Below are 23975 nucleotides of genomic sequence, written 5' to 3'. Positions count from 1 at the left end.
CTTTTGATTTTACTGACCGTTATGCCCTACCAGTTGCCATACGGATAGATTTTCCCTTTGATGAAATCGGGTGTCTTTCCGTAATAAATATATCCGTTAGGATGTTTCGTTACCCCTTTGCATATCAGCATATCCTCCCCTGTCAGAGTGAGTTGCCGCGCAGGATGCTGAAGCACAACAGGATCGCCGTTATTCTCCAGCCAGACCCGCACCGTTCCACCCGGTGCCAGTCCGATAATCATATTATCCCGGTAATACGTCTTTCCCGGCTTATAGGTATCAGGATAGGCTGTGAGCATCTGCTGCCATGTCTCCCGACTGAACCAGATCTCCGTTTCGTACGCCTTTTTATCGATAACCGAGTCCCAGCACACCGTCATCCTGACAGGCAGCGCCTTGCCGATATTAAAATTGGCTGAAAAACCACCCACGCGCTGGCTCCATGTCCCCACGCTGCTCTGGCTCGGTTCCGTGGGGTCCAGTCGCCGGAAAATACTTTCCCGGATATCCCCATCCTCCAGATACACCATGGTCACCAGTGCCGGCAGGTTGACGGGATAGAAAAAATTAAACTGCCAGTGATCGTAAGGCAGTTTCTGCCCCCACTGTTCTACACCATCCCCTGACAATGACTTCACACCCTCCCGGCGATCGTGGCAACCGGCGAGCAATACGACACCCAACATGACCGCTACCAGCGGTAATCGTTTCATCCCTGCCTCCTCAGAAAAGTCTGTCCAGCGCGTCCGCATTCGCCCGCGCCCTGTCTTCCCACTGCTGCTGGTCGTCCATCCGCCATACCGTCCGCACCCACCCTTTGCCAGGAGCCATCGGCCACACGAACGAGCGCTCGTCCGTTGGCGCATAGTGGTTTCTCAGAAAAACTTCTCCTGAGGACGGACTCACCCACAGACTCAGATCCGAATCGATGTTCCAGTTCGCCGAACAGTGCAGGTAACGCCCGATGGTCCGCATCTCATCTGCCGTGAAGCTCTCCTGGTCCGTACCGCGTCGGACTGCGCGCCCCTGCGCTATCGCTTTGTCACACAGGGAAACAAGCTCAGCGGGAAGAGCCATGTCAGTATTTTGCGGATCAATATCACCGAATATCACCCCGGCATCCTGTGCCGCATCGAGCATCACCCGCATACTCACCTTTTCCCAGTCGTTCGGCACCGCCCGGCGAGTCATAAATACCGCCGCGCCGGCTTTCTTCTCCAAAATAAACGCCCGTGCCTTATCCCGGTTAACCAGTGGCCACGAAATCATTTTCGTCTCTACCTTACCGTGCGGCATCAGGTATTTCAGCGCCGGCAGCGAATATAGCGTCTGACGCATCTTCTCCGCCTTACGATATACTGCCGTCTGCATTTCATCCGAGCTTTCCGGTATCACTTCAAAGTCCGGCATCGTCAGCAGGGATATTTCATCCTCTCCCGCGTTGTAGCCTCCGCCGATATCCGAGTGCGCACCCGGCAGCGCCAGCTCCGGCCACATCCCCGCTATGCTGTTCAGGCTGAAGTTATATCTGCACTCGTGCATTGCGCTTATCTGAAACACCTTCTGCGCCACCGAGGGACGCAGTTCGAGGTTGACGCCGGGGTTGCTGCGCCCGTTGATGCCGTAGAAGTTCAGCAGACTCCCGATGGCCGCCACCGTGTCAAACAGCCCCAGAAAGCGTACCTCTCCCGCCGCTTTTCCATGGTGCCCTGTCAGGTCTAATCCTTTGTCTATCGCCACCGCTATCTCCGCGTCCTGGTTCATCACCCGGTTGGCGAAGTGCCGCGCTGCCGCTGCCCCGCGGCTAAAACCGAACACATCAAACTGCACCTTCGCTATCGCCACTTTGTCACGGTTAAGTTTGATAAAGCGGCTCAGCTCTGCGCTGATTTTGTCAAGCGCCTCGTCTGTCTTCGTCACCCCCCCTTCAAACTGCCGGATAAGGCTGCTGCCCAGCGCCGCTCCCAGCATAGAATCGCTTTCACCGTCCGCCGTCCCGATGCCGCTGACGTAGATTTTTACCTGCGCCTCTGTCTCACTGTCGTTGAGTTCATCACTAGACTGATAAAGGTCAAACAGTCGCGAAATATTAGTGATGCCGCCCTGCCAGCTGGCGTTCCCTAACTCTGCTCTGGCATGCTTTTCATACTTCTCGCACGCCCTGGCACGATCCTCGCCAACCAGATTAGCGCAGTGCGCATATGCCAGCCGCAGATCGTCTGAATTCGCCCGGTTATTCCCAGTGCCGTCAAAGAACACACCTACGGTCAGCGCGATCCCCCTGACTGGCACCCGCCGGCACTGAACGGTTTTTACAGTCCCGACAGCGCTGGTTCGCAGAGTGCAGTCCCCGATAACTTCATACCGATAATAACCGGTATCTTCCGGTGTGGTCTTTTCGTTTGTGCTCATGGAAAATCCTTTTAGTTTTGAGGGTTAATAAATATCCCATCATACCTTAACCAAAATCACCGCTCTATCTTCAGTAGATGATGCACATGCTCAAATGTATCGAGGGGATTGTATCCGCCTGTTCCTGCATACCCGGTAAAGAGCCATTTTTACTCAGTTCCAGTTCAAAAAAAGCCAGATGTCGCATTTTGCAGCTTCGCTCCCACTAGGCCATATAGTCGCCGTCGCCCAGTTCGCCCACCCACAGCACACAGTCAAGGCAGCACCAGAACATATCCCGGCGGTGTTCAGAGCTGCTCGGAATGATATCGATTTCAGGATGCTGACGATAAAAATCAGGCATGCCGGGCATCACCCGCAATGCCGCAAAAGAGATAGGAATATCCGCAGCGTGAAAAGCGTGGCCGAGGTTGTGAATGCGTTAACGGTTGAGTAAACACCCGGCGTCCTGGCCTGCACCAGGACGCCCAGGCTCATCAGGGAATAATCCGCGCGGCTCTCAACTGCGCGAACAGGCGGAAAAACATCGCATCGGTCGCCTGCATTTGCGTGAAGCCCGATCGCCGGAGTTTGCTCCCGTCACCAAACATGTCGTAGTCCCAGCTAAAGACAAAATCGGCAAACCGCCCGTCGCTCAGCTGCAGAATATCCGCTTCCACCAGTCGCTCTTCGACAAGCTCGCGCCATACGCCGCGATAGTCGTTAAACAGCTGATGAAATGACAGCCTCACCGGCGGCGCAGAGTCCAGTTCAAACCAGCGAGCGATGCGCGGCCACAGCTCGCTCCAGCGCCAGATATCGCCATTGTTTACGTTGAACGCCTGATTCTGTGCCGCAGGTGACGCGGCGGCCCACACCGTGGCCTCGGCCAGCAGCCCGGCGTCGGTATGGTCAACGATGCTGTGCCAGGCCTGTTCCGAACCGGGAAAACGCAGCGGTAACCCCAGCGCCTTGCACAGGGAGGCGTACAGGGCGATGCTCAGCGCAAGGTTCATGGCATTACCCGGTACCGCGCTCCCCACCACGCCCGGCCTGATGGCATTCCAGTGCCAGCGTTTTCCCCGCTGAAACTGGCTGAGCCACGCGAGCTGCGCGGCGTTAAATTCGGCACCCGGCACGCCGGGATCGCTTTCCCGCGCCGGGGTTTTAAACGGCCCCAGATGCGCACCATAGACTTTGTATCCCTGCATCAGGCTTACCGTCTGCAAAGGCGCCGTTTTTTCGAGGGTGCTGACCAGATTACGCAGCATGGTGACGTTCGGCTCAACCATGTCCGTCCAGTTCGCCGCGTTCGCCCAGGCGCTGTAAAAGATATGGGTGACACCGTTCAGGGCGTGCAGCGCCCGTGCGGTATCCTGCGCATCCAGTAAATCGACGTTCACCATGGGAATGCCGTCCGGATGGGTTACCTCGCGGCGACTGAGGCCAATCACCTCCCACTGATGGTGCAGGAGCGTGTTGACCAGCTGTCTGCCGACAATGCCGCTGGCGCCCGCGACCAGGGCGACGTTGTGTTGCTGCATCTTATTCATGGTGTTTCTCCGGAAAGGGTGACAGACGCAGTGTGATCTATTATTTTTTCTGGAGATATCCCCTGAAACCGATGGCACTTATAAGCAGAATCACTAAATGAATAATAAGCTCACCGCCATTTCTACCTTTCTACGCGTCGCTGAAGCGGGCTCGTTTTCAGCGGCCGCCCGTCAGACCGGTATTAAGCAGTCCGCCGTCAGTCAACAGATCGCGGCGCTTGAGGATGAGCTTGGCGTGGTGCTGCTGCACCGTACGACGCGTACGATGAAGCTGACCGAACAGGGGGAACGTTACCGGCGAGATATGCAGCTTGTGCTGGACGCTATGGGGGAAGCGGAAAGGCGTTTACATCCTGCCGATCATCGCGTTCGGGGACGCGTCCATGTCCAGCTACCGAGCGGCCTGGGGCAGATCATTTTGCCGCATCTGCTGGCGCTACAGCGCCTGCATCCCGAACTGCAGCTGATGATTTCCCTGGATGACCGCCTTGCCGATCTGGTGACGGAGGGCGTGGATGTCGCGATACGGCTGAGCAGCGAGCCTCCGCAGGCGCACGCGGCTCGCGTGCTGGCGCGTATTGAAGCCGCGCTGTTTGCCGCTCCCGGTTTTCAGGCGGTACACGCCGTCAGCGAACTGACCACGCTGCCACACGTGCGGTTCAGCGGTATTCCGCTGGATGCCCCCCTGCGCCTGATTTCTGACGAGGAAACGGTCGAGGTCAACGTGAATACCGTTTTCCGTGCCAACACCAGCGACGCGCTGCTGCAGGCGCTGGAGTCAGGCATCGGTATCGGCGGCATGCAGCGACCGCTCGTGGCCAGGGCGCTGCAGGCGGGCACGCTGGTACCGGTGCTGCCCGACTGGCGGTTACCCGATCGCTTCCTCTATGCCGTCTATCCTGACGCCCGCTTTATTCCGCAGCGCGTCAGAAAGGTCGTCAGCGTGATTGAGCAGTTGCTGCCTGAAATACTGAAGAAAAACTGATTGTTTCCGCCGTAAATGACGTGCATTTTTCAACCGCCAGGAATAGAGTATTTTTACCGTATCCCCTTTTTCTGGAGCACTTATGCCGGAGTACTGTTTTTTCCAAAAAGGCCCAAACCTCATAGCAATCGAAAGCGCAAACACCGATGCGGCTGCACAGCTCATCGCCCAGGGGTTCGAAAAACAGTTCGAGGAGATCGGCGCCGCGGATGAAAAAGAGGCGCTTACTCGCCTTACCGATATCCGTAAAAATAGTGAGATCGATCGTCATAACTTCCTGGCCGGTGCGGGCGAAATGCCGCTGATCGGCGTGCTGGCGGCTGCGGCAACCTGGTTGATTCAAAAGAAATAACGCAACGATACTCTACCTCGCCACCGGCAAATCGGCGTACCGCGTCGTATAGGCCGGTGACAGCATCTCACGCTTCATCGCCCAGGATTTCTCAATACCCTGCCCGGCGAACCATATCTTCCCTTTACCGGAATGATTTACGCTGTCCATCATCTCCATCAGCGCCGCGCTGTTGGCGCGCAGACGATTATCGTCAAACAAATTAAGCTGGGCGACGCCGCTGCTGAAAAAGTCCGCCAGCATGACCCCGGCTTTCATATAGCGATAGCCGTCGAGCCATATACGCCCCAGCGCCTCCGTGGCGGCGCGGATGATATCGCGCGAGTCATTGGTGGGCATCATCAGGGTGACAGAAGCCTGATTGCCGTAATAAATTTCGTTGTCCGCATGCGGGCTGGTGCGAACAAATACGCTGATAAAACGACAGTATTGATGCTCGCCGCGCAGTTTTTCCGCAGCGCGTTCCGCGTAGGCGCAAATAGCCTGGTGCATCTCTTCATATTGGGTAATACGGTGTCCAAACGAACGGCTACAGATGATTTGCTGCTTCGTGGGGGTGAACTCCTCCAGATCAAGACAGGGCTCACCGCGCAGCTCGCGGGCCGTACGTTCCAGTACCACGTTGAAATGTTTGCGGATGACCCAGGACGACGCTTCCGCCAGCTCCAGCGCCGTGGTGATCCCCATAGCGTTGAGCTTTTTCGTGATGCGCCGCCCTACCCCCCACACCTCCTCTACCGGAACCTTTTCCAGCAGCTTACGCTGCCGCTCTCGGCCTGAGAGATCGACCACGCCGCCAGTGCCGGACCATCGTTTCGCCGCATAGTTGGCCAGCTTCGCCAGCGTTTTGGTCGGGGCAATACCGACGCCAACGGTTAGGCCCGTATTTTTTAAGACCTCTGTGCGCATCTGGTGACCGAACGCTTCCAGCGACAGGCAGTGGCTGACCCCTGAAACGTTCACGAACGCCTCATCGATGGAGTAAATCTCTATTGCCGGGGCGAGATCGGTCAGCGTCTGCATGACCCGACTGCTGAGATCGGCATACAGCGCATAGTTCGAGCTAAAGACGTAAACTTTTGACGGGTATAGCTTTTCTTTGAATTTAAAATACGGCTCCCCCATTTTTATGCCGAACTGCTTTGCCTCCCGCGACAGCGAAATAATGCAGCCGTCGTTATTGGACACCACCACGATGGGTTTCCCCTCCAGATCGGGGCGGAATACCTTCTCGCAGGAGGCGTAAAAGCTATTCACATCAACCAGCGCGAACATGTTTATGCGTTTTGAGAGTGTGGGTGACGACGCCGAAGATCTGCAGCTCCTCTTCGGACTGAAAGGTAATCGGCTGATAGCGGGCATTATGCGGCAGAAGTCTCAGAACCGGGCGGGTCTGTAGCTCTTTCACCGTAAACTCACCGGCGACCGACGCCACGACGATATCCCCGTGTTCGGCATTTAACGAACGATCGACCACCAGCAGATCGCCGTCGCCGATCCCCGCCCCAATCATGGAGTCTCCACTCACCTTGATAAAATAGGTCGCACTGGGGTGTCTGACTGCCAGCCGGTTAAGATCGAGACGATCCTCCACATATTCCTGCGCCGGGCTGGGAAAACCACAGGCCACGCGTTCTAAAAACAAAGGTAATTCAATGTCTTGATTTGAGTGATAAGAAAAGAGAGTGTCCATAATGCCTTTCTCGCCGAATACTGTATATAAATACAGTATTACGAATTATGGACAAGGATCAAGGTCATTTCCAAAGGTGAACCCAAACGCGTTGAAGTTTGAGCGGTTTTAATTTAGCAACGTTGCCCGCCGATAACCCTCCCCATGGTTCTCCCCAGAGTGCGATAAGAGACGCGCCAACAAAAGTCATGAAAAAGTCACAAATCAAAATACTTCATAATGACTTATATAAAAACACAATCACTATTAAATCACTGAGTATTGACTTTTAAGTCAGATAAAAGCATATTTTACCGAACGAATTAATAAGACTTACTGGAGAATATTTTCAATGCCAGCCCGTGACTATCCAGACAAGCGTGTTGCACGCGGTCTGGCAAAGGAGGCCGATCTCAGGATGTTGAGCGCCCGCATCGATCCCGATCTGATGGAGTACATCAGAACCACCGCCTTTGAGACGCGTAAGAGCAAGCAGGAGATTGTGGCGGAAGCGTTGGCGCTGCACAGGCAGAAAAGTCAGACAGGAGCCTAAGCGCGCAAAGCCGGAAGCATCCTTCAGGCTTTGCGCGTGTCACCTTTAATCCCTCAGCGAATTCAGCGTTTCCAGTGCTTCAGGCGGCAAACGCAGCTCCCCCGCCGCGAGGTTTTGCCGTAAATGCGCTACGGAAGAGGTGCCCGGGATCAGCAGAATATTCGGGGAACGTTGCAGCAGCCATGCCAGCGCAACCTGCATTGGCGTGGCGCCCAGTGAATCCGCGACGGTCTTCAGCCCTGAAGATTGCAGTGGCGTAAAGCCTCCCAATGGGAAGAACGGCACATACGCGATCCCCTGCTGCGCCAGCAGATCCACCAGCGCGTCGTCACCCCGGTTTACAATGTTGTACATGTTCTGCACGCACACCACCGGGACCATCTTCTGGGCTTCCGCAACCTGAGTGGCCGTGACGTTGCTCAGGCCAATATGACGCACCAGACCCTGCTGCTGTAATTCGGCCAGGGTGGAGAGCGGTTCCGCAATCGACCCTTCCGCCGGCCCGTGTGCGCTAAACATGATCCGCAGATTCACCACGTCCAGCACGTCCAGCTGTAGATTACGCAGGTTGTCATGCACCGCCTGAGTCAGTTCCTGCGCGGAAAAGGCCGGCAGCCAGGCACCTTTGTCGTTGCGGCGGGCACCAATCTTGGTGACGAGCGTCAGATCGTCCCGGTATGGGTGAAGCGCCTCGCAGATCAGCTGGTTAGTGACATGGGGACCATAAAAATCACTGGTATCAATGTGGTTCACCCCCGCCGCCACCGCTTCGCGCAGCACGTCCAGCGCGGCCTGCTTATCCTTCGGTGGGCCAAAGACGCCCGGCCCGGCGAGCTGCATCGCACCGTAGCCCAGTCGTTTTACCGTCCGCGTCCCGAGCGCGTACGTCCCGCTTTTATCAATGCTGCTCATGTTAACCTTCCTCATAAAAATGATCCGGATTTACAACAGGTTCCTCACCGGAGCCCTTAGTTAAGCGCGAGTTAAATTAAAGTTTAAATTCTATACGACGATAGTATTGGTGTACCTCTGCATCCTTTCTAACGGACGACCGCTATGCTGAAAAATTTGCACGTGATTACCGGTATTATCTTTGCCCTCACCATATTCTGTCTGCTGCAAGTTGTCACGGGAGGGTTGTTCTACTCTGCCGTCAGCAACGATCGCCATAACTTCCAGAATTCCGGCGTGCTCAATGCCCAGCAGGAAAGCCTGAGCGACAGCGTAAACACGCTGGTGAAAACACGCGTCACCGTCACCCGCGTGGCGATCCGCTACCTGAAAAACCAGCGTGACCCGGCTTCACTTGCGGCGATCAATAAACTGCTTGGCACCGCAGCCGACTCGCTGGCAAAAGCCGAAGCCTATAACAAAGAGTGGCAGAAGCTGCCGCAGGTTAACGGCCAGGAGGCGGTATTAACCGACGAGATGCAGAAGTCCTGGAACCAGATGCACGAAGTGATGCGCTTATCGATTGAGTATCTGCGTGCCGACAACTACCAGGCCTATGGCGATCTGGACGCGCAGCAGGCGCAGGACGAGATGGAAGCGGTCTATAACCGCTGGCGCGCCGAAAACAACACCCTGCTGAAGGCCGCAACCGAAGAGAACCAGAGCAGCTTCACGCAGATGCAGTGGACGCTGGCGGCTATTCTGCTGGCCGTTATCGCGGTTCTGGTGGTCATCTGGCAGGGTTTACAACACCTGCTGTTAAAACCCCTCCACTCCATTATGAACCATATTCGCGCCATTGCAGGGGGTGACCTGACGCAGGAGATCGCTATCTCCGGTCGCAATGAGATGGGCCAGCTGGCCGCGGGCCTGCATGAGATGCAGCAGTCGCTGGTGACCACAGTCAGCGCCGTACGTGGAAGTACAGATTCCATCTACACCGGCGCAGGCGAAATTGCCGCAGGGAGCAACGATCTTTCCGCCCGCACCGAGCAGCAGGCCGCCTCGCTCGAAGAGACCGCCGCCAGCATGGAAGAGCTGACCGCGACGGTTAAACAGAACTCCGATAACGCCCGTCAGGCCACGCTGCTGGCGAAAAACGCCTCTGAAACGGCCGCGCGCGGCGGTCACGTCGTGGATAACGTGGTTCGCACCATGAACGAAATCGCCGACAGTTCGCAGCAAATTGCGCATATTACCGGCGTGATCGACAGCATCGCGTTCCAGACCAACATTCTGGCGCTTAACGCAGCGGTGGAAGCGGCACGCGCCGGGGAACAGGGCCGTGGTTTTGCGGTTGTTGCAGGTGAAGTCCGTACGCTGGCGAGCCGCAGCGCGCAGGCGGCGAAAGAGATCAAAGGGCTTATTGAGAACTCCGTCAGCCGGGTGAATACCGGTTCTGAGCAGGTCAGCGAGGCTGGCACCACCATGAAGGAAATTGTCGCCGCCGTGACCCGCGTGACCGATATTATGGGTGAGATTTCATCTGCCTCTGACGAGCAGAGCCGCGGTATTGAGCAGGTGAGCCTGGCCGTTTCGCAGATGGACAGCGTGACGCAGCAAAACGCCGCGCTGGTGCAGGAGTCCGCCACGGCGGCTGCGGCACTGGAAGATCAGTCCGAGCAGCTGCGCCAGGCGGTAGCCGCGTTTCGTCTGAACGGCAAAGAAAAAACGGTAGCCCCGCGCCCGGCCAGCGTGAAAACGCCCCAGCTGTTGCACCCGGCAACCGCAAACGCCTCCACCGACAGCAACTGGGAAACCTTTTGAGTTTCGGGCGGGCGAGAATATCGCCCGCTAGCGACTGCGCTTGGCGTGCCGCTCCCAGTTCTCCTGTTTTGCTTCACCGGATTTACGCAGTGAAACGTAACATGCCCCGCTGCCGCCGTGATGCGGCAGCGCCACGCAGAAGGCCTGCACTTCCTCAAATTCGGTTAACCAGCGCGCAAGATAGCTGCGCACCACATTGGGATGCGAGTTCTGCTCGCGCCCTTTCCCGTGAATGATAATCAGATTGCGTAACCCGTCTCGTCCGGCCTGGCGAATAAAAGAATAGAGCATCTGACGGCAGCGTTCGGCGGGCTGACGCAGGAGGTTTAAGCTGGCCTGACGGGCGTATTTACCCGTGCGCAGCTTATCAATAACGCCCTGCTGTACCCCTTCGCGCTGGAACGCCAGCGGTTCTTCCAGGGGAAGCACGTCAAGAAAATCCAGCGTCAGGAAGTTATCCAGCTGTTCGCTATCCACCTCCTCGCGCGTCCGCGTATTGCGGCTGGGCTGCCAGTGAATATCCGCGCAGCGCTTCAGGGGCTGGACATCTTCCATGGCGTCAAGAAAAAAGGATTTGTCGTCAGGGTTCATGGACATCCTCCGGCTACATCTGAGGACTGTACTATACCTGCGCCAGAGACCGGTCTCAATCACCGTTACAGGGCGATGCGTGGCAATAATATTAACCTGATGAATATATATAGTAATTATTAAATAAACTTAAATCAGACTTAACTAAAATTTCAGCAAAGGTAAAATACGTGATTTATGTTAAAATTTCGTGAAATCAATCACTCGCCCGCCTTTCATTTTTCGGGAAAGGTGTTATACCTAAATATACCTGCCCCATGGAAATAATACCCAGGATTGGCGAAAGGACGCACTGCTGTGTGTACTATAGGGTCTGTCTGATGTCGGGCAGATCCTGTTTTTTTAATAGGCATTTCACGCTCCGATTAATTTTCTCGCTTCCCTTCTGAATTGCGTAATTAATGATTCAGCAAGGGGCGTCTGACGTGAATCACGGCGTTGAATTAAATAATATGCTGCTTTGGGAAGCGATTCGACAACCGGTAACATGACCAGACGGTGTGCCAGCAGTGGGTCACAGCCTAACTCCTGCGGCAAAATGCTTAAGAAATCACTTTGCGCGACCAGGCTAATACAGGAAGAAAATGTTTCGCAGACCACACCAATTCGCGGTATTTGCGAGCGATAGCTAAATACCTCCTCTAATTGCTTATAATAACTTCCCCGCGGCGTCGGCATTGTCCAGTTATAATGCAGAAGTTCATTAATCGACGTTGCCCCCGTTGCCGGATGCCCTTCGCGACAAAATACCGCAAACGGCTTCTCGAAGAGTTTTTCAAACGTAAATTCCTGGTCGTAAGGTCCCTGATAATAGGTGTTAATGGTGAAGTCCAGCTCGCCCTGGCGTAATTCATTGATCATCGACACCAGCTGCCCTTCCATTATCCGCACCTTGACCTGCGGATGCTGCGCATGGAAGCGTGTGATAACGGCGGGCATAAGCGTGCGCGAAACGCTGGCCCCCATTCCGATGTTGATCTGCCCGGCCAGCTCACCCTGCCGCTGACGGATGTCATCCTGCGCGGCACGCAGCTCTTCCAGAATCAACCGGGCGCGCTGGTAAAAGCCCTCACCGCATTCGGTCAACGCGACGCCCTTACTCCTGCGCACGAAAAGCTGCGCCGCCATGCCCTCCTCCAGCTCTTTGATGGATTTGGTCAGCGCCGGTTGCGAAAGATTCAGCGTCCTGCTGGCACCGCGAATGCTGCCCTGACGCGCAACCTCAACAAACGCCCGGATTTGATGAAATTTAATCTGGAATGTCATAGCCCGACCGATAACCGTTGTTTATCAGAGTAAAGAAACTGTCATCTACTTTAATGGAAAGGGATGTGCGAGGGTAATTCCTGAACGGTTGAAACTGTGAAAAATCGGTTAGTGATAAGTAAAAACTATCACAGCGTGAAGCAGTTCACATATTTTAATGATGACAGGAACAGATATGGACACACTGGCGCAGTACATCCAGACGTTAACGCCGCAGCTGAGCGCGTGGCGTCGCGATTTTCACCATTTTGCGGAATCCGGCTGGGTAGAGTTTCGTACCGCCGCGAAAGTCGCGGAAATACTGGACTCGCTGGGTTACGCACTGGCGATGGGCCGCGACGTGGTCGATGCCGAAAGCCGGATGGGGTTACCCGATGACACAACCCTGGCGCGAGAGTTTGCCCGCGCGCGGGCGCAGGGCGCGCCTGAGAAATGGCTGGCGCCGTTTGAAGGCGGGTTCACCGGCATTGTCGCCACCCTGAATACCGGCCGCCCGGGCCCAACCCTGGCGTTTCGCGTCGACATGGACGCCCTTGATTTAAGCGAAGCGCTTGACGACAGCCATCGCCCGTTCCGCGACGGGTTTGCCTCCTGCAATCCGGGCATGATGCACGCCTGCGCGCACGACGGCCACACCACGATTGGTCTGGGACTGGCCCAGGTGCTTAAGCAGAATGACGCGCAGCTCAACGGCACCATCAAGCTGATCTTCCAGCCTGCCGAAGAAGGTACCCGCGGCGCGCACGCCATGGTTGCCGCCGGGGCGCTGGACGACGTGGACTATTACACGGCCATCCATATTGGTACCGGCGTACCTGCCGGAACGGTGATTTGCGGCAGCGATAACTTTATGGCCACCACCAAGTTTGACGTGAACTTTACCGGCGTTGCCGCACACGCGGGCGGTAAACCGGAGGACGGACGTAACGCCCTGCTCGCCGCCGCGCAGGCCGCCCTCGCCCTGCACAGCATCGCCCCGCACAGCGACGGCGCCTCTCGGGTGAACGTCGGAGTGATGCAGGCGGGCAGCGGACGCAACGTGGTGCCCGCGAATGCCCTGATAAAGGTTGAAACGCGCGGCGAAAGCGAAGCGATTAATCAGTATGTCTTTGAACGCGCGCAGGCGGTTATTACCGGCGCAGCGGCGCTCTACGGCGTGAGCGCCGAGATGCGCCTGATGGGCGCCGCAACCTCCAGCGCGCCGACACCGGCGTGGGTTGATTACCTGCGCGAACAGGCGAGCCGGGTTTCCGGGATTATTCACGCCATCGATAAGGTGAAGGCGCCAGCGGGTTCCGAAGACGCCACGCTGATGATGGCCCGCGTGCAGGAGAACGGCGGCATGGCGTCCTATATGGTGTTCGGCACGGATTTGAGCGCCGGACATCACAACGAAAAATTCGACTTCGATGAACAGGTCATGGCGATTGCCATTGAAACGCTGGCGCGAACTGCGCTCAATTTCCCGTGGACGCGAGGTGTGTAATGCAGGAGAACTACGCTTTTATTGCCGATGCGATCGACACGCGATGTCGGACGTTAACCGATATTGCCGACGCGATCTGGGATCGTCCTGAAACCCGCTTCGAAGAGTTCTGGTCCGCCGAACGGCTGGCCAGCGAGCTGGAGGCCGAGGGCTTCACGCTGACGCGCGAGGCCGGCGGTATTCCAAATGCCTTTATCGCCAGCTTCGGCAGCGGGAAACCGGTCATTGCCCTGCTGGGCGAATACGACGCGCTGGCCGGGCTAAGCCAGCAGGCGCACTGCGCGACGGCGCAATCCGCCACGCCGGGGGCCAACGGCCACGGCTGCGGGCATAACCTCTTAGGCACCGCGGCGCTTGCGGGCGCGGTGGCGGTGAAAAGCTGGCTGGAGCAGCACGGCGGCAGCGGAACGGTGCGTTTTTATGGCTGTCCCGGCGAGGAAGGTGGCTCCGGGAAAACCTTTATGGTGCGCGAAGGTCTGTTTGATGACGTTGATGCCGCCGTCACCTGGCACCCGGAAGCCTTCGCCGGGATGTTTAACGTCAGCACGCTGGCGAATATTCAGGCCGCCTGGCGTTTTCACGGCGTGGCGGCACACGCGGCCAACTCCCCTCATCTGGGACGCAGCGCGCTCGACGCCGTGACGCTGATGACTACCGGCACCAACTTCCTCAACGAACACATCATTGAGAAAGCGCGCGTCCATTACGCCATTACCGATACCGGCGGGATTTCACCCAACGTGGTGCAGGCGCAGGCCGAGGTGCTGTACCTGATCCGCGCCCCGGAGATGGCCGATGCGCAGCAGATCTACGAACGCATCGATAAAATCGCCCAGGGCGCGGCGATGATGACCGAAACCACCGTCGAGTGTCGCTTTGATAAAGCCTGCTCCAGCTACCTGCCAAACCGCACGCTCGAGGCGGCGATGTATCGCGCCCTGCAGCACTACGGCACGCCGCTCTGGACGGAGGAAGAACGCGCCTTCGCCCGCGAGATCCGCACCACCCTGACGCCCAACGATCTGCAAAACAGTCTGAAAAATATTGCCGCGACGGGCGGTGATGCGGGTAAAGCCTTTGCCCGGCGTCATCAGGAGACGCTGCTGGTGGATGAAGTCGCTCCCTATGCCATCACCGACAACGTGCTGGCGGGTTCAACCGACGTGGGCGACGTCAGCTGGAAAATGCCGGTCGCCCAGTGCTTCAGCCCCTGCTTTACCGTCGGCACGCCGCTGCACACCTGGCAGCTGGTGGCGCAGGGACGTACCTCCATTGCCCACAAAGGCATGCTGCTGGCCGGAAAAGTGATGGGCGCAACCGCGCTTAACCTGCTGCAGGACGCGGCGCTGCTGAAAAAATGCCGTGAAGAGTTCGAACAACAAATACAAGAAAAACCGTACGTGTGTCCGATCCCACAGGGCGTGACACCGTCACCTTTAAAATAAAAAAACACAACACAACAACACTCCCGAGGAACGCCCATGAGTATGTCTTCCATACCTTCGCATTCCCCATCCGGTAAGCTCTATGGCTGGGTTGAAAGGATCGGCAATAAAGTGCCGCACCCTTTCCTGCTGTTTATCTATCTGATTGTGATTTTAATGGTCGCCACCGCCGTGCTCTCCGCCTTTGACGTGAGCGTGCGCAGCCCGGCTGACGGCAGCCTGGTGGCGGTAAAAAACCTGCTCAGCGTTGACGGGCTGCACTGGTTTTTACCCAACGTGATTAAAAACTTCAGCGGCTTCGCCCCGCTGGGCGCCATTCTGGCGCTGGTGCTGGGCGCCGGGCTGGCTGAACGCGTGGGCTTGCTGCCTGCATTAATGGTGAAGATGGCTTCTCACGTCAGCGCGCGTTACGCCAGCTATATGGTGCTGTTTATCGCCTTCTTCAGCCATATCTCCTCCGACGCCGCGCTGGTGATCATGCCGCCGATGGGGGCGCTGATTTTCCTCGCCGTCGGGCGTCACCCCGTGGCGGGCCTGCTGTCGGCGATTGCGGGCGTGGGCTGTGGATTTACCGCCAACCTGCTAATCGTCACCACCGACGTGCTGCTCTCTGGCATCAGCACGGAGGCGGCAAAGACCATCGATGCGGCAATGCACGTCAGCGTGATCGACAACTGGTACTTTATGGCCAGCTCGGTGATTGTCCTGACGATTGTCGGCGGGCTGATTACCGATAAAATCATCGAGCCGCGGCTGGGTAAATGGGAAGGCCGTAGCGATGAAAAGCTGGAGACCCTGAGCAAAGAGCAGCGCTTCGGCCTGCGCGTGGCGGGCGTGGTCTCGCTGGCCTTTATCGCGCTGGTGGCGCTGATGGTGGTGCCGGAAAACGGCATATTGCGCGATCCGGTTAAACATACCGTCCTGCCCTCGCCGTTTATTCAGGGCATCGTGCCGCTGATTATTCTGTTTTTCTTTGTCGTCTCGCTCGCCTACGGTATCGCGACCGGCAAAATCCGCCGTCAGGGCGATCTGCCGCAGCTGATGATCGAGCCGATGAAGGAGATGGCGGGCTTTATCGTGATGGTGTTCCCGCTGGCGCAGTTTGTGGCGATGTTTAACTGGAGCAACATGGGCAAGTTTATGGCCGTGGGCCTGACCGATGCGCTGGAGGCGGCCGGATTAAGCGGCGTACCGGCGTTTGTCGGCCTGGCGCTGCTCTCATCTCTGCTGTGCATGTTTATCGCCAGCGGCTCCGCCATCTGGTCGATTCTGGCCCCGATCTTCGTGCCGATGTTTATGATGCTGGGTTTTCATCCTGCATTTGCCCAGATCCTGTTCCGCATCGCGGACTCCTCGGTGATACCGCTGGCGCCGGTCTCGCCGTTTGTTCCGCTGTTTTTAGGCTTCCTCCAGCGCTATAAACCCGAGGCCAAACTGGGTACCTACTATTCGCTGGTTTTACCCTACCCGCTTATCTTTTTAGGGGTATGGCTGGTGATGCTGGTGGCATGGTATCTTGTCGGACTGCCGATTGGGCCGGGAATATACCCGAGGCTGAACTGAAGGAATGAGGATGCTGAGATTACTCGAAGATAAGATTGCGACGCCGCTTGGACCGCTGTGGGTTATCGCGGATGAGACGTTCAATCTGCGCGCCGTTGAGTGGGAAGAGCACAGCGACCGCATGGAAGAGCTGCTCAATATTCATTACCGCTTGCAGGGTTATGAACGTATCAGCGCAACCAACCCGGGTGGGCTGAGCGACAAGCTTGCGGCGTACTTCGAAGGCGATCTCAGCATCATTGATACTCTGCCGACCGCCACGGCTGGCACGCCTTTTCAGCGCGAAGTGTGGCAGGCGCTGCGGTCGATTCCGTGCGGGCAGGTCATGCATTACGGCCAGCTCGCGGAGCAGTTAGGCCGCGCGGGCGCCGCACGCGCGGTGGGTGCCGCTAACGGCTCTAACCCGGTCAGCATCGTGGTGCCCTGCCATCGCGTCATTGGCCGCAACGGCACCATGACAGGCTATGCCGGCGGCGTGCAGCGAAAAGAGTGGCTGCTGCGTCACGAAGGGTATCTCCTGCTCTAGCTTCCAGGCTTTTTGTGCTTAATTTTCTACCGGTTAGGCTAAAAATCCATAATCAAGCTGTGGAATTTCAAGAAGATGGCGACACGTTGCCGTCTCTTGTCCTTATTGAGGGTTTGTCAGGCTTACGTACTTACCAAAAAGATGTTAAAATTGACCAATATCAATTAAGGCTTGAGCAAACCTATGATCCCGGAAAAGCGAATTATACGACGCATTCAGTCTGGCGGTTGTGCTATCCATTGCCAGGATTGCAGCATCAGCCAGCTCTGTATCCCGTTTACCCTGAATGAGCATGAACTCGATCAGCTTGATAATATCATTGAGCGCAAAAAGCCTATTCAGAAAGGGCAGACGCTGTTTAAAGCGGGAGACGAACTGAAATCGCTCTATGCTATCCGTTCTGGCACCATCAAAAGCTACACCATCACCGAACAGGGTGATGAGCAGATCACCGGCTTCCATCTGGCGGGCGACCTGGTGGGCTTTGATGCCATCGGCACGGGCCATCACCCGAGCTTTGCTCAGGCACTCGAAACCTCTATGGTTTGCGAAATCCCGTTTGAAACCCTGGACGATCTGTCCGGCAAGATGCCTAACCTGCGTCAGCAGATGATGCGTCTGATGAGCGGTGAGATCAAAGGCGATCAGGACATGATTCTGCTGCTTTCTAAAAAGAACGCAGAAGAGCGCCTGGCCGCATTTATCTACAACCTCTCCCGCCGCTTCGCCGAGCGTGGCTTCTCGCCGCGTGAGTTCCGTCTGACGATGACGCGTGGCGATATCGGTAACTACCTGGGCCTGACCGTGGAAACCATCAGCCGTCTGCTGGGCCGTTTCCAGAAAAGCGGGATGCTGGCCGTTAAAGGTAAATACATCACTATCGAAAACGGTGAGGCGCTGGCCGTTCTTGCCGGGCACGCCCGCAACGTAGCGTAACTCTCCGCATGTTGATGACCAGACTGATAAATTCTTGTGATTTATTGGTCTGGTATAATCACTCCCGTTTCAAGATATTTTCACCGTAGCACGTCCCCACACAGCACCCAAAAGGTTCTCGTTGAGGTTATGAATTGAGAGAAAGTTTGTTTTTCGTTTCAGTCGTGATTGCCTCTGTGACCTTTATCTTCATCTGGATCATGCTTGTCGGCCCAATGAAGGGGGAGGAAAAAACCTACGTTCAGGACTCCACGACCTTTGCGATAGCGGTGATGGTGCTGCTGTTTATTGCGTTTATCGCGGTGACGACGACGGTGCTTTTCCTCTGATAAATTTTCATGAATTATTGATCTGGCAAAACCTCCCCTCTGTTTCATTCAGGATATATAGGTTACTCTTTTAATTACAGACTGTGGTGACAGTAGTAAGGAGACCTGTATGGCCAAGTATCAAAACATGCTGGTAGCTATCGATCCGAATCAGGACGATCAGCCGGCATTACGACGTGCTGTGTATTTACATCAACGGATTGGTGGCAAAATCAAAGCGTTTTTGCCGATCTATGACTTCTCGTATGAGATGACCACCCTTCTGTCGCCTGACGAGCGCACCGCTATGCGTCAGGGCGTCATCAGCCAGCGTACCGCGTGGATCCGTGAACAGGCGAAGTATTATCTGGAAGCGGGCGTGCCCATTGATATTAAAGTGGTCTGGCATAACCGACCTTTCGAAGCCATCATCCAGGAAATTGTCGCCGGCGGGCACGACCTGCTGCTGAAGATGGCGCACCAGCACGACAAGCTGGAATCCGTGATCTTCACCCCGACCGACTGGCACCTGCTGCGCAAATGTCCTTGCCCGGTCTGGATGGTGAAAGACCAGCCGTGGCCTGAAGGCGGGAAAGCCGTTGTGGCGGTAAACCTCGCGAGCGAAGAGGATTACCACAACTCGCTGAACGAGAAGCTGGTGAAGGAGACCATCCAGCTTGCCGACCAGGTGAATCATACCGAAGTGCATCTGGTTGGCGCCTATCCGGTCACGCCGATCAATATCGCCATTGAGCTGCCTGAATTTGACCCGAGCGTGTACAACGACGCGATCCGGGGTCAGCATCTGCTGGCCATGAAAACGCTGCGTCAGAAATTCAGCATCGATGAGAAAATGACCCACGTGGAAAAAGGGCTGCCTGAAGAGGTGATCCCGGATCTGGCGGAACACCTGCAGGCGGGGATTGTGGTGCTGGGTACCATCGGCCGGACCGGTATTTCTGCCGCCTTCCTCGGCAACACCGCCGAACAGGTGATCGACCATCTGCGCTGCGACCTGCTGGTCATTAAGCCGGATGATTACCAGACGCCGGTTGAGCTGGACGATCCGGAAGACGATTAACGCCTGACGCCCGGCGGCACAGGCTTGCCGGGCCTACAAACCCGTAGGCCGGGTACGCGTCAGCGCCACCCGGCAATAAAAAAACCGCCGAATTCGGCGGTTTTTTCGTTTCAGCGCAACTTACAGCGCTTTCAGAATCGCATCCACGCTGGCTTTAGCATCGCCGAACAGCATGTGGGTGTTCTCTTTGAAGAACAGCGGGTTCTGAACCCCGGCATAGCCGGTATTCATGGAGCGTTTAAACACAATCACGTTCTGCGCCTTCCATACTTCCAGAACAGGCATACCGGCGATTGGGCTACCCGGGTCGTCCTGTGCCGCAGGGTTAACGGTATCGTTGGCGCCAATGACCAGCACGGTGTCGGTGTCGGCGAAATCATCGTTGATCTCATCCATTTCCAGCACGATGTCGTAAGGCACTTTCGCTTCCGCCAGCAGCACGTTCATATGGCCTGGCAGACGCCCTGCCACCGGGTGGATACCAAAGCGAACCTTGATGCCGCGCGCGCGCAGCTTCTCGGTGATTTCCGCAACCGGATACTGCGCCTGCGCCACCGCCATGCCGTAGCCTGGAGTGATGATCACGGAGTGCGAATTTTTCAGCATGTCTGCGGTATCTTCCGCAGAAATTTCACGGTGCTCACCCACTTCTTCATCCGCACTGGAAGAAGACCCATCGGTCCCGAAACCACCGGCGATAACGCTGATGAACGAGCGGTTCATCGCCTTACACATAATGTAAGACAGGATCGCACCGGAAGAACCCACCAGCGCACCGGTGACGATCAGCAGGTCGTTGCTCAGCATAAAGCCTGCCGCCGCTGCCGCCCAACCGGAGTAGGAGTTCAGCATCGAGACAACCACCGGCATATCCGCACCGCCGATGGACGCCACCAGGTGCCAGCCAAACGCCAGCGCGATGATGGTCATCACCAGCAACGCCAGTACCTGCAGGCCCACGCTTTCGGTACGCACGAAGACCACCAGCAGAACAAACGACACCACCAGCGCCGCGAGGTTCAGCTTATGACGGTTTGGCAGCATCAGCGGTTTAGAGGAGATCTTCCCGCGCAGCTTGCCGAACGCGACAATGGAACCGGTGAAGGTCACCGCACCGATGAAGATACCGAGGAACACTTCCGTCAGGTGGATATTCACCAGAATCGGTTCCAGGCCCGGTTCGTGATACAGGTAGCTGTTGAAGCCCACCAGCACCGCCGCCAGACCCACGAAGCTGTGCAGAATGGCAACCAGCTCCGGCATCTCGGTCATTTCAACGCGTTTTGCCAGGCGAATACCAATCGCGCCGCCGATGATCATCGCCACCAGGATCCACGCCACGTTGCCGGTATCCGGCCCGAAGATGGTGGCAATCAGCGCAATCGCCATCCCGGCGATACCAAAGTTATTACCCTGCTGAGACGTTTCGTGTTTGGAAAGCCCCGCCAGACTGAAAATAAACAGGATTGCAGCAACAATGTATGCGGCTGTCACTAATCCTCCAGACATATGCTACCCCTTAGCCTTTACGAAACATTTTCAGCATGCGCTGAGTCACGGTGAAACCACCGAAAATATTGATACTGGCGATCAGCACCGCGATAAAGCTCAGGAAGCTGATCCAGCCGCCGTGACCAATCTGCAGTAACGCCCCCACCACGATGATCCCCGAGATGGCGTTGGTTACCGACATCAGCGGCGTATGCAGCGCATGGGAGACGTTCCACACCACGTAGTAGCCCACGACGCAGGAGAGCGCGAAGACGGTAAAGTGGCCGAGGAACTCTTTTGGTGCGACGTCAGCCAGCCAGCCGAACAGAATAATCACCAGCGCCATGATCGCGTATTTGCGCCACGGAGAAGCCGGTTTGGCGGGTTCTTTTGGCTCAGGTGCCGCTTTCGTTGCCGCCTGAGGCTGAGCAGAAACCTGAATAGGCGGCGCAGGCCAGGTAATTTCACCTTCACGAACCACCGTGACGCCGCGCACAACAACATCGTCGAAATCAACGGTGACGTTGCCGTCTTTCTCTTTGCAAAGCAGCTTCAGCAGGTTGACGAGGTTGGTGCCATAGAGCTGAGAAGACTGCGTAGGCAGGCGGCCCGGCAGATCGGTATAGCCGATCACTTTTACGCCGTTAGCGGTCGTGGTTACCTGATTTGGAACGGTATATTCACAGTTACCGCCGTTTTGGGCGGCCAGGTCGACAATCACGCTGCCCGGCTTCATGGAGTCAACCATCTCACGGGTAATCAGCTTCGGCGCCGGTTTACCCGGGATAAGCGCGGTGGTGACAATAATGTCGACATCTTTCGCCTGGGCGGCGAAGAGTTCCATTTCGGCTTTGATAAAGGCTTCGGACATCACCTTCGCGTAACCGTCGCCGCTGCCTGCTTCTTCCTTGAAATCCAGCTCAAGGAATTCGGCGCCCATACTCTGGACCTGTTCCTTTACTTCAGGACGGGTGTCAAAGGCGCGTACGATAGCGCCCAGGCTGTTTGCCGCACCGATTGCGGCAAGGCCCGCCACGCCTGCGCCAATCACCATCACTTTCGCCGGAGGGACTTTACCCGCGGCGGTGATTTGACCGGTAAAGAAGCGACCAAACTCGTGGGCCGCTTCAACAATAGCGCGGTAGCCGGCAATGTTTGCCATGGAGCTTAAGGCATCCAGCGACTGCGCGCGCGAAATGCGCGGCACGGAGTCCATCGCCATCACGGTCACGCCGCGGGCCGCCAGCTTCTCCATCAGCTCCGGGTTTTGCGCAGGCCAGATGAAGCTCACCAGGGTCGTTCCCGGATTGAGCAGCGCAATCTCACTCTCTTCCGGTGCGTTGACCTTCAGAATCACCGGCGACTGCCAGACGTCAGCACCGTCGACCACTTCCGCGCCGGCCTGGATAAAGGCCTCGTCATCGAAACTCGCCAGTTTGCCCGCGCCGCTTTCAACCGCGACCGTAAAACCCAGTTTAAGCAGTTGCTCCACCGTTTTCGGTGTTGCCGCTACGCGGGTTTCATTGGCTAACCGTTCTTTTGGTACCCCAATACGCATAGTTTTCCCTTCCATCGGTTTTTGATGATGGTTTATCGATAAATGCCCGCGGTTTGTATCAATTTTCGCCATCGCGCGAGCGACGAGAGATGATTAACCCCGGAAAATAAAACAGTAACAAACTGTCTATAACCTACTGAAAATAGCGCCCGTGATCTACCGCCAGAAAACACTATTTCTTACTTTATCTGTGAAAAATAAGGGATCGGCGTCACTGACAGTGATATTTACCTTAAATTCACTGCCAGAACCGATAAAACGCGCAAGCGAAGCGGTAAAAACATGATATAGCGCCATAAGAGAACAACTTGTTAACATTAAATTAACTTGTAAAAGTCATATGCTTTATCAGTTTTACTTGTCAAACGCGTGTTTTTTCAACATATCACTAAATGTTATCGAATTCGGTGATTCAGTAAGCACAGGCAGTGAAAAATGGCGCAGACAGCGACGGGTTTTAAATGCAATAATCGGGACCGTCTCAAATTAACAACAATACCAGTACATGGTTTGCGCAAGGCGAAGGATCATTTTTATGAAGCTTAAGAACACACTCCTGGCGTCCGCACTTCTTTCCGCGACCGCCCTGTCTGCGAATGCCGCAACAGAGTTAACGCCGGAGCAAGCGGCAGCGTTAAAACCTTTTGACCATACGGTCATTGTGGGTCGTTATAATTCTATTGGCGACGCCGTCGCCGCTGCATCAAAAGCCGCAGATAAAAACGGAGCGGCCTCGTTTTATGTGGTTGACCAGTCCGATTACGGCAACAGCGGTAACCAGCGCGTGACCATTGCGCTGTTCAAAGACAATGCGCCGAAAGCTGACGCACCAAAAAACCGCGTGATCAACGGTGTTGTTGAACTGCCGAAAGATCAGGCGATTGAGCTGGAACCTTACGACACCGTCACCGTTCAGGGCTTCTATCGCAGCCAGCCTGAAGTGAACGATGCCATTACCAAAGCCGCGAAAGAGAAAGGGGCCTACTCTTTCTTCATCGTGCGTCAGGTCGATGCTAACCAGGGCGGCAACCAGCGTATTACCGCGTTCATCTATAAAAAAGATGCGAAAAAACGTGTTCTGCAGAGCCCGGATGCCATCCCGGCGAATTCAGAAGCAGGTCGCGCGGCGCTAGCTAAAGGCGGCGAAGAAGCGAAGAAAGTTGAAATTCCAGGCGTAGCAACGACGGCTGCTCCAAGCGCTGAAGTGGGCCGTTTCTTCGAAACGCAGTCCACGAAAGGTGGCCGTTATTCCGTTACGCTGCCGGACGGTACCAAAATTGAAGAGTTGAACAACGCCACTGCAGCGCAGATGGTGCCGTTCGACAGCATCAAGTTTACCGGCAACTACGGCAACATGACGGAAGTCTCTTACCAGGTCGCGAAGCGTGCGGCGAAGAAAGGGGCGAAGTACTACCACATCACCCGCCAGTGGCAGGAACGTGGTAACAACGTAACCATCAGCGCCGATCTGTACAAGTAACAACATCGTTTACGAAAGGC

At 56.1% G+C, this 23975-nt stretch carries 23 protein-coding genes; 12 read left to right on the top strand and 11 right to left on the bottom strand.

All coding sequences use genetic code 11. The annotated features are described in order from the left end of the window. Window positions 1-26: 26 nt before the first annotated feature. The 4 genes from SPG90_RS05660 to SPG90_RS05645 all read right to left on the bottom strand — a co-directional run bounded on the left by SPG90_RS05660 (window position 27) and on the right by SPG90_RS05645 (window position 3944). Window positions 27-713, bottom strand: a complete 687-nt coding sequence (locus SPG90_RS05660) for a DUF2931 family protein (RefSeq protein ID WP_059446687.1) — start codon at window positions 711-713, stop codon at window positions 27-29. A 10-nt stretch (window positions 714-723) separates the two neighbouring features. Next, entirely contained in the window at window positions 724-2412 is a 1689-nt protein-coding gene (locus SPG90_RS05655) for a T6SS phospholipase effector Tle1-like catalytic domain-containing protein (protein ID WP_126303209.1), read from the bottom strand. A 205-nt stretch (window positions 2413-2617) separates the two neighbouring features. Beyond that, window positions 2618-2755, bottom strand: a complete 138-nt coding sequence (locus tag SPG90_RS05650; protein ID WP_369880841.1) for a hypothetical protein — start codon at window positions 2753-2755, stop codon at window positions 2618-2620. A gap of 133 nt (window positions 2756-2888) precedes the next feature. Continuing rightward, window positions 2889-3944 carry an SDR family oxidoreductase gene (locus SPG90_RS05645; protein ID WP_126303208.1) on the bottom strand — a complete coding sequence of 352 codons (1056 nt, stop codon included), beginning with the start codon at window positions 3942-3944 and terminating at the stop codon, window positions 2889-2891. 97 nt (window positions 3945-4041) lie between these two features. Here SPG90_RS05645 and SPG90_RS05640 point away from each other — a divergent pair, with 97 nt between their 5' ends. Continuing rightward, window positions 4042-4929, top strand: a complete 888-nt coding sequence (locus SPG90_RS05640; protein ID WP_213751341.1) for a LysR family transcriptional regulator — start codon at window positions 4042-4044, stop codon at window positions 4927-4929. An 82-nt stretch (window positions 4930-5011) separates the two neighbouring features. Further along, window positions 5012-5281 carry a hypothetical protein gene (locus SPG90_RS05635; protein WP_126303207.1) on the top strand — a complete coding sequence of 90 codons (270 nt, stop codon included), beginning with the start codon at window positions 5012-5014 and terminating at the stop codon, window positions 5279-5281. Window positions 5282-5293: 12 nt separating this feature from the next. Here the strand turns inward: SPG90_RS05635 and umuC are convergent, their stop codons facing one another. Both umuC and umuD read right to left on the bottom strand, forming a co-directional pair. Beyond that, window positions 5294-6556 carry a translesion error-prone DNA polymerase V subunit UmuC gene (umuC, locus tag SPG90_RS05630; RefSeq protein WP_126303206.1) on the bottom strand — a complete coding sequence of 421 codons (1263 nt, stop codon included), beginning with the start codon at window positions 6554-6556 and terminating at the stop codon, window positions 5294-5296. Next, entirely contained in the window at window positions 6540-6974 is a 435-nt protein-coding gene (gene umuD / locus SPG90_RS05625; RefSeq protein ID WP_322407999.1) for a translesion error-prone DNA polymerase V autoproteolytic subunit, read from the bottom strand. The genes umuC and umuD overlap by 17 nt, the downstream gene beginning before the upstream one ends. Before the next feature lie 331 nt (window positions 6975-7305). Here umuD and SPG90_RS05620 point away from each other — a divergent pair, with 331 nt between their 5' ends. After that, window positions 7306-7506 carry a hypothetical protein gene (locus SPG90_RS05620; RefSeq protein ID WP_023311485.1) on the top strand — a complete coding sequence of 67 codons (201 nt, stop codon included), beginning with the start codon at window positions 7306-7308 and terminating at the stop codon, window positions 7504-7506. Between the two features lie 45 nt (window positions 7507-7551). Here the strand turns inward: SPG90_RS05620 and SPG90_RS05615 are convergent, their stop codons facing one another. Continuing rightward, window positions 7552-8418, bottom strand: a complete 867-nt coding sequence (locus tag SPG90_RS05615; RefSeq protein ID WP_045401290.1) for an aldo/keto reductase family oxidoreductase — start codon at window positions 8416-8418, stop codon at window positions 7552-7554. 144 nt (window positions 8419-8562) lie between these two features. On the opposite strand from SPG90_RS05615, the gene tcp reads away from it, so the two are divergent. Continuing rightward, window positions 8563-10224 carry a methyl-accepting chemotaxis citrate transducer gene (tcp, locus tag SPG90_RS05610; RefSeq protein WP_045401293.1) on the top strand — a complete coding sequence of 554 codons (1662 nt, stop codon included), beginning with the start codon at window positions 8563-8565 and terminating at the stop codon, window positions 10222-10224. A 27-nt stretch (window positions 10225-10251) separates the two neighbouring features. On the opposite strand, the gene smrA is transcribed toward tcp, so the two are convergent. Continuing rightward, window positions 10252-10815, bottom strand: coding sequence for a DNA endonuclease SmrA (gene smrA / locus SPG90_RS05605; protein ID WP_045401296.1), 564 nt, complete (start codon window positions 10813-10815; stop codon window positions 10252-10254). A gap of 354 nt (window positions 10816-11169) precedes the next feature. After that, window positions 11170-12081, bottom strand: coding sequence for a LysR family transcriptional regulator (locus tag SPG90_RS05600; protein WP_045401298.1), 912 nt, complete (start codon window positions 12079-12081; stop codon window positions 11170-11172). A 175-nt stretch (window positions 12082-12256) separates the two neighbouring features. On the opposite strand from SPG90_RS05600, the gene SPG90_RS05595 reads away from it, so the two are divergent. The 7 genes from SPG90_RS05595 (at window position 12257) to uspE (ending at window position 19426) form a co-directional block, all read left to right on the top strand. Further along, entirely contained in the window at window positions 12257-13567 is a 1311-nt protein-coding gene (locus tag SPG90_RS05595; RefSeq protein WP_126303205.1) for a M20 family metallo-hydrolase, read from the top strand. After that, a complete protein-coding gene (locus tag SPG90_RS05590; protein WP_126303204.1) occupies window positions 13567-15012 on the top strand; it encodes a M20 family metallopeptidase in 1446 nt (481 codons plus the stop codon). The genes SPG90_RS05595 and SPG90_RS05590 overlap by 1 nt, the downstream gene beginning before the upstream one ends. Before the next feature lie 36 nt (window positions 15013-15048). Next, window positions 15049-16575 carry a p-aminobenzoyl-glutamate transporter gene (gene abgT, locus SPG90_RS05585; protein ID WP_029740288.1) on the top strand — a complete coding sequence of 509 codons (1527 nt, stop codon included), beginning with the start codon at window positions 15049-15051 and terminating at the stop codon, window positions 16573-16575. Window positions 16576-16585: 10 nt separating this feature from the next. After that, the gene (gene ogt, locus SPG90_RS05580) at window positions 16586-17101 is read left to right on the top strand and encodes a methylated-DNA--[protein]-cysteine S-methyltransferase (RefSeq protein WP_045401311.1); all 516 of its coding nucleotides are present in this window, start codon (window positions 16586-16588) and stop codon (window positions 17099-17101) included. 183 nt (window positions 17102-17284) lie between these two features. Then, window positions 17285-18037: a fumarate/nitrate reduction transcriptional regulator Fnr gene (gene fnr, locus SPG90_RS05575; RefSeq protein WP_006174991.1), complete on the top strand. Its 753-nt coding sequence runs from the start codon at window positions 17285-17287 to the stop codon at window positions 18035-18037. Between the two features lie 146 nt (window positions 18038-18183). Then, the gene (locus tag SPG90_RS05570; RefSeq protein ID WP_014883604.1) at window positions 18184-18366 is read left to right on the top strand and encodes a hypothetical protein; all 183 of its coding nucleotides are present in this window, start codon (window positions 18184-18186) and stop codon (window positions 18364-18366) included. Between the two features lie 109 nt (window positions 18367-18475). Further along, a complete protein-coding gene (gene uspE, locus SPG90_RS05565) occupies window positions 18476-19426 on the top strand; it encodes a universal stress protein UspE (RefSeq protein WP_023311476.1) in 951 nt (316 codons plus the stop codon). A gap of 120 nt (window positions 19427-19546) precedes the next feature. On the opposite strand, the gene pntB is transcribed toward uspE, so the two are convergent. Both pntB and pntA read right to left on the bottom strand, forming a co-directional pair. Then, window positions 19547-20935 carry a Re/Si-specific NAD(P)(+) transhydrogenase subunit beta gene (pntB, locus tag SPG90_RS05560; protein ID WP_032668239.1) on the bottom strand — a complete coding sequence of 463 codons (1389 nt, stop codon included), beginning with the start codon at window positions 20933-20935 and terminating at the stop codon, window positions 19547-19549. Between the two features lie 10 nt (window positions 20936-20945). Continuing rightward, window positions 20946-22475 carry a Re/Si-specific NAD(P)(+) transhydrogenase subunit alpha gene (gene pntA / locus SPG90_RS05555; protein ID WP_023311474.1) on the bottom strand — a complete coding sequence of 510 codons (1530 nt, stop codon included), beginning with the start codon at window positions 22473-22475 and terminating at the stop codon, window positions 20946-20948. A gap of 535 nt (window positions 22476-23010) precedes the next feature. Here pntA and ydgH point away from each other — a divergent pair. Then, window positions 23011-23955, top strand: a complete 945-nt coding sequence (gene ydgH, locus SPG90_RS05550; RefSeq protein WP_045356963.1) for a DUF1471 family protein YdgH — start codon at window positions 23011-23013, stop codon at window positions 23953-23955. Window positions 23956-23975 lie beyond the last annotated feature (20 nt).

The organism is Enterobacter sp. D2 (assembly GCF_034427575.1).
GTDB classification, from domain to species: Bacteria; Pseudomonadota; Gammaproteobacteria; order Enterobacterales; family Enterobacteriaceae; genus Enterobacter; species Enterobacter cloacae_M.
The sequence above is the reverse complement of the archived record's forward strand: the minus strand, read 5'-3'. Positions and strand labels throughout refer to the sequence as shown.

What these genes read in the sequence shown, in the direction of transcription:
- SPG90_RS05660 (WP_059446687.1), bottom strand. Translation starts at nt 713, where the DNA reads ATGAAACGATTACCGCTGGTAGCGGTCATGTTGGGTGTCGTATTGCTC.
- SPG90_RS05655 (WP_126303209.1), bottom strand. Translation starts at nt 2,412, where the DNA reads ATGAGCACAAACGAAAAGACCACACCGGAAGATACCGGTTATTATCGG.
- SPG90_RS05650 (WP_369880841.1), bottom strand. Translation starts at nt 2,755, where the DNA reads ATGCCTGATTTTTATCGTCAGCATCCTGAAATCGATATCATTCCGAGC.
- SPG90_RS05645 (WP_126303208.1), bottom strand. Translation starts at nt 3,944, where the DNA reads ATGAATAAGATGCAGCAACACAACGTCGCCCTGGTCGCGGGCGCCAGC.
- SPG90_RS05640 (WP_213751341.1), top strand. Translation starts at nt 4,042, where the DNA reads ATGAATAATAAGCTCACCGCCATTTCTACCTTTCTACGCGTCGCTGAA.
- SPG90_RS05635 (WP_126303207.1), top strand. Translation starts at nt 5,012, where the DNA reads ATGCCGGAGTACTGTTTTTTCCAAAAAGGCCCAAACCTCATAGCAATC.
- umuC (WP_126303206.1), bottom strand. Translation starts at nt 6,556, where the DNA reads ATGTTCGCGCTGGTTGATGTGAATAGCTTTTACGCCTCCTGCGAGAAG.
- umuD (WP_322407999.1), bottom strand. Translation starts at nt 6,974, where the DNA reads ATGGACACTCTCTTTTCTTATCACTCAAATCAAGACATTGAATTACCT.
- SPG90_RS05620 (WP_023311485.1), top strand. Translation starts at nt 7,306, where the DNA reads ATGCCAGCCCGTGACTATCCAGACAAGCGTGTTGCACGCGGTCTGGCA.
- SPG90_RS05615 (WP_045401290.1), bottom strand. Translation starts at nt 8,418, where the DNA reads ATGAGCAGCATTGATAAAAGCGGGACGTACGCGCTCGGGACGCGGACG.
- tcp (WP_045401293.1), top strand. Translation starts at nt 8,563, where the DNA reads ATGCTGAAAAATTTGCACGTGATTACCGGTATTATCTTTGCCCTCACC.
- smrA (WP_045401296.1), bottom strand. Translation starts at nt 10,815, where the DNA reads ATGAACCCTGACGACAAATCCTTTTTTCTTGACGCCATGGAAGATGTC.
- SPG90_RS05600 (WP_045401298.1), bottom strand. Translation starts at nt 12,081, where the DNA reads ATGACATTCCAGATTAAATTTCATCAAATCCGGGCGTTTGTTGAGGTT.
- SPG90_RS05595 (WP_126303205.1), top strand. Translation starts at nt 12,257, where the DNA reads ATGGACACACTGGCGCAGTACATCCAGACGTTAACGCCGCAGCTGAGC.
- SPG90_RS05590 (WP_126303204.1), top strand. Translation starts at nt 13,567, where the DNA reads ATGCAGGAGAACTACGCTTTTATTGCCGATGCGATCGACACGCGATGT.
- abgT (WP_029740288.1), top strand. Translation starts at nt 15,049, where the DNA reads ATGAGTATGTCTTCCATACCTTCGCATTCCCCATCCGGTAAGCTCTAT.
- ogt (WP_045401311.1), top strand. Translation starts at nt 16,586, where the DNA reads ATGCTGAGATTACTCGAAGATAAGATTGCGACGCCGCTTGGACCGCTG.
- fnr (WP_006174991.1), top strand. Translation starts at nt 17,285, where the DNA reads ATGATCCCGGAAAAGCGAATTATACGACGCATTCAGTCTGGCGGTTGT.
- uspE (WP_023311476.1), top strand. Translation starts at nt 18,476, where the DNA reads ATGGCCAAGTATCAAAACATGCTGGTAGCTATCGATCCGAATCAGGAC.
- pntB (WP_032668239.1), bottom strand. Translation starts at nt 20,935, where the DNA reads ATGTCTGGAGGATTAGTGACAGCCGCATACATTGTTGCTGCAATCCTG.
- pntA (WP_023311474.1), bottom strand. Translation starts at nt 22,475, where the DNA reads ATGCGTATTGGGGTACCAAAAGAACGGTTAGCCAATGAAACCCGCGTA.
- ydgH (WP_045356963.1), top strand. Translation starts at nt 23,011, where the DNA reads ATGAAGCTTAAGAACACACTCCTGGCGTCCGCACTTCTTTCCGCGACC.